Raw genomic sequence first — 4193 nt, 5'->3', positions numbered from 1 at the left:
CGATACTCTGAAAGTAGGCGGCTGGGGCGAATACGAACCACTGACGGACGAGGAAAAAGTCATCTTCCAGACCTGCATGACGCTGAAAGGCGTGGATTACACCCCGATGCTGGTAGCCAAGCAGTTGGTGGCAGGATACAATTATCGCTACTACTGCATGACAAAGACCGTCACCCGCGAACCGAAGTTCGGCTTTGCCAAAGTCACCATCTATGCCCCGCTGAAAGGCGAACCCATCTTGGAAAGCATCGTGGAATTCTGACGCGAAAGTAAACGAACTAAAGCCACCGCCAGACATCAGAGCGTAAGTCTGGAGTATGTAACCCTGTAAGGTGACGGCTGGTTCCGCAACCGCCGGTGGCACAACTTAACATAGAAGGAAAATATGAATAATAATCCGAACACCAATGCTGCAAACGGAACCGTCCAGCATTTCATTGAAAACATGGGTGACCTGAAAGCTTTCAGGGACAGTGTAAACAACGGTCGTGACTTCAGAAATGAGGTTGTCGTCCAGAATTGCAGTTTTGAAGAACTGAAGGACTGGGAGCCTATCGGTAACTTGGATCATCCTTTCTGCGGAACATACTGTGGAAACGAGCTTCCCATCAAGAATATTACCGTACGCCAGGACAGCGTAGCCGGGTTCTTCGGTTGCACGCGAGGGGGAATCCTCGAAAAAATCCGTATCGAGTCGGGAATCATATCCGGTTTTCGGGCAGGCGGCATTTGCGGAGCTGTCAGTTCGGGAAGCGTCATCCGTCAGTGTTCAAACGGAGCTGTCGTTAACGGTTTCGGGAATGCCGCATTCATCGGCGGCATCTGCGGTGAATCGCAGGGGCAGATTTCGGATTGCACCAACACCGGAGAGATTATCAATGAAAGCGACGGTCTGATGAAGCTGACGGGTGGTATTGTTGGTTCATCTGCCAGAAGCGGCATCATTGACGGTTGCCGGAATAAAGGGCATGTCCGTGCCGCAGCCGAATTTTGTGGCGGTATCTGTGGTGTCAACAATCAGGGAACCGTCAGATATTGTGTCAATAACGGCATGTATGAGGGCAGCATAACCCAAGGCGGTATCTGCGGCTGGAATAATGGTGCGATTATTAATTGTACGACAAGTGTCGGCAGTCTGATAGGAAAAGGGCTGGCTCCTGTCAACGAATATGTACAGAATAAATATGTGCTGAATGAATATTGCAAGGGCTTTGCCCAATTGAAAGATAATTGCTGGAACTACAGCATCATCGCCCGCGACCCTGACGTGGACGTATTCACCAACGAATACTATGCCGGATACATTCAAGGCAGGCTACAAGGGGAAGATGCCATAAAGTCAGCCCGCAACAATACGTGGAACAACACCTATTTGTGTGACACCTCTGAACCGGACAAGAAATTTCCTAAAAACATCGACCCGTCCGAAGAAGAACTGGAAACAGTCGGAAAGCGTTTGAACAGCAATTACCGCTATCTGCTCAGCTGGATAAAGGAAAACGAGAAAAACGAAGTCGCCCTCCACATCAAACGTCTGGTGGTGCGTATGCGCGGTATATATGACGGTGCCACTGCAAAAAACGATATCCCGCAGGAAATATGCCCCGATGTGTTGGATTTCGATTGCACAAAGTTCAGTCTGGCATACGGGGATGCTCCGTTGACCTTTGGCGACATTTATTTCATCAACGCCCAGTCCGACCTGTTCGATGCCCTTGCTTCTTCATCCAAAGAAGCGTGCCGCGGCCTGCATAAGTCCGACCACTGTTCAGCTTTCGTAAAACGCACTGCCGACGGTGACATCTACTGGACGCATAACACGTGGGCCGGTTTCCTCTGCCAGTCGCACACCGTCAGCTACGCCATCGGAGATGAATTCGTTACGCAAAATGCCTATTGCCCGGGACAGTTCGGCAGCAACATGGACTTCGGTTTCAACGGTCACGGCATCTGTTTCAACGAGACCACCCACCGTTACGCCCACACAGAAGTGAAAGAAGGCATCTGGATATGCTGGCGTGCCGCCGCTGCCGAGATGTTCGCCACAGACATTGACGATTTCTACCGTCATCTCACCATCGATAATACGGGCACTTACCAGAACGGCTACATGCTGATAGACGTAAACACCAATGAAACGGCACTGATTGAGATGAGCTACCGGCGTTTCGTACTGTTCCGTTCGGACGGCAAGGAACTGAAAGTGAAAGACTCCATCCCGGGTGAAGATACAGACGGCAAGAGTTATGATCAGCATCTGATTACTCCGGATTATATCCTCGGCGTCAACTACCCCATATCCAAGCATGTGGCCTACGACCTCGAATCGACGGATAACCGCCCGATGCGACGCATCCAGTTCTTCAATCAAATTGACGGTGTGAAAGACATGGAAACAGCGAAAGATTTGATTACCTATGTGGATAATGACAATCCGCTTTCCATCTATGGCCGATGGGACTTGGGCAGCGGCATCACGGAATATCCAAAGACCATACCGGACGGTGCGGTGGATGCCAAAGTCTATTCCGCCGGCAGAGTAAGGGAATTGTTGAAGAACCTCCGTTATACCCCGAACGAAAATGGTGGCAAGACCGCCTTTTGGATGCTCTACGGTACTCCGAAGATAGACGACAAGCCGTTCGTCTGGTCAGAATCGCAGTGGGCAAAATACAAGAAAGGGCAAGACAAGGATATGGTCCCCGACAGATTGGAAGGAGCATGGAATGAGACAAAACTCTTTATGGACTGATATAAATCAGTTGTTGACAAAGAGCAAAAATAGTATGAAACGCAACGGTTTCCGTAGGGGCAATACCTCTCCGGAGACCTCCTCTCAGGCAAAGCCGTGCGGCGTATGTCCTCGGTCATTAGAAACTTACTGATTTAAGTATCTTTAGAAACACGTATTGTTATGATTAGAACAGTATTCAAGGTTGGTGAAACAGTAACCATCAAACCTACAACTCAAGCCGGTACTCAGTACCGTTATGCACTGGCATATTTGTCAGGCAGCGCAATCCTTATTGACGAGAAAGAAGAGAAGGCGGAACAGCCGGGCGGTGTAACCGCACAGGCATTTACCTTCAAGTTCGTGAATCCCGGACAGGCAGAAATCCAGTTTGCCTGCTACCACAACGATGAAGAAGTGACGCTGGAAGACAAACTGATATATTTTGCATACGTTCCGGAGGAAAAACCGGCAGCAAACGGCATCGACGATATCAGCACCGTTATGGGAGAAACCATCAACGATATGGACAAGAACTCTATCTATTTTTTACTGCATGATGAAAATGGTAGTGAGAAGAAAAAAATGCATGTTCCCTCATGGGAGACTTATCTCAAGGTATTCAGCCGCATTACTTGGGAGAACGTACCCGGTGAAATCGTTAAACTTATACCGGATATGGAAAGCATGAGCATGGATCGTATAGGACTATTTTACGGACAGTCGACGGGTAAAGTCTATTTCTGTACCGGCAAGAAGAGATATCACATTCAGACGTGGGAAATCTTTGATAAAGTAGGTTTCGACAGGAATAAAATATTGAGTGTTCCTGATTATATGATAGAAGATACATTCCCGACAAATGCCGGTTTCTTGTTGCAATAAGATTGGAGCTAAAGCCGCCGCCGGACGCACGGTGCGTTAAGTCCGGAGTGTATGCAACCCTCTAAAGGCAGCACACTGGCAGCTTCGCCGCTGCCGGTGGCACAAAAGAAAAATGAAACTAAAAGAACAATGACAATATGAAACGAAAAGCATTCTTACAGACCGCTTGCACGCTGACGGCAGTGTTGCTGCTGGCAGCAGCCTGCACGCAGGACGAACTCTCCGGCGGGAAAGGCGAGACGCTGCCCGAAGGCAAATACCCCATGACGTTCGCCACAACGGTGGAGGGCGTGACTGCCACCCGTGCCACCACTGATAACTCGTGGGCAGGGGGCGAAGATGTAGCCGTACAGGTACGCACTGCTAATCCAAAGAGGTACACCGCCGCCACAGACGGCAAGCTCTCGGCTGCCACCAACGAAACGCCGTTCTACTGGGAAAGCACGAGCGATATCGATGTCTCGGCATGGTATCCGTACAGCGCCACGAAACCCACTTCGTTCAGCGTGAAGAAAGACCAGAGCGGCACAGATGGCACAGACGGCTATCAGGCAAGCGACTTGATTTATGCCGCCTC

At 49.7% G+C, this 4193-nt stretch carries 3 protein-coding genes and 1 pseudogene; all 4 read left to right on the top strand.

What is annotated here, in order from left to right; translation table 11 throughout:
* A pseudogene (locus tag QZ135_RS24665) lies at nt 1-262 on the top strand (hypothetical protein); the annotation flags it as partial.
* A gap of 123 nt (nt 263-385) precedes the next feature.
* The gene (locus tag QZ135_RS24660; protein WP_294615748.1) at nt 386-2752 is read left to right on the top strand and encodes a hypothetical protein; all 2367 of its coding nucleotides are present in this window, start codon (nt 386-388) and stop codon (nt 2750-2752) included.
* Between the two features lie 162 nt (nt 2753-2914).
* Nucleotides 2915-3616 (top strand): protease inhibitor I42 family protein, encoded by a 702-nt coding sequence (locus QZ135_RS24655; protein WP_294615746.1) that lies wholly within the window; start codon nt 2915-2917, stop codon nt 3614-3616.
* Nucleotides 3617-3753: 137 nt separating this feature from the next.
* Nucleotides 3754-4193 (top strand): fimbrillin family protein (locus QZ135_RS24650; RefSeq protein WP_294615744.1); only part of this gene is annotated, 440 nt, incomplete at its 3' end.

This window comes from uncultured Bacteroides sp. (assembly GCF_905207245.1).
In the GTDB taxonomy this organism is placed as follows: domain Bacteria; phylum Bacteroidota; class Bacteroidia; order Bacteroidales; family Bacteroidaceae; genus Bacteroides.
The sequence above is the reverse complement of the archived record's forward strand: the minus strand, read 5'-3'. Positions and strand labels throughout refer to the sequence as shown.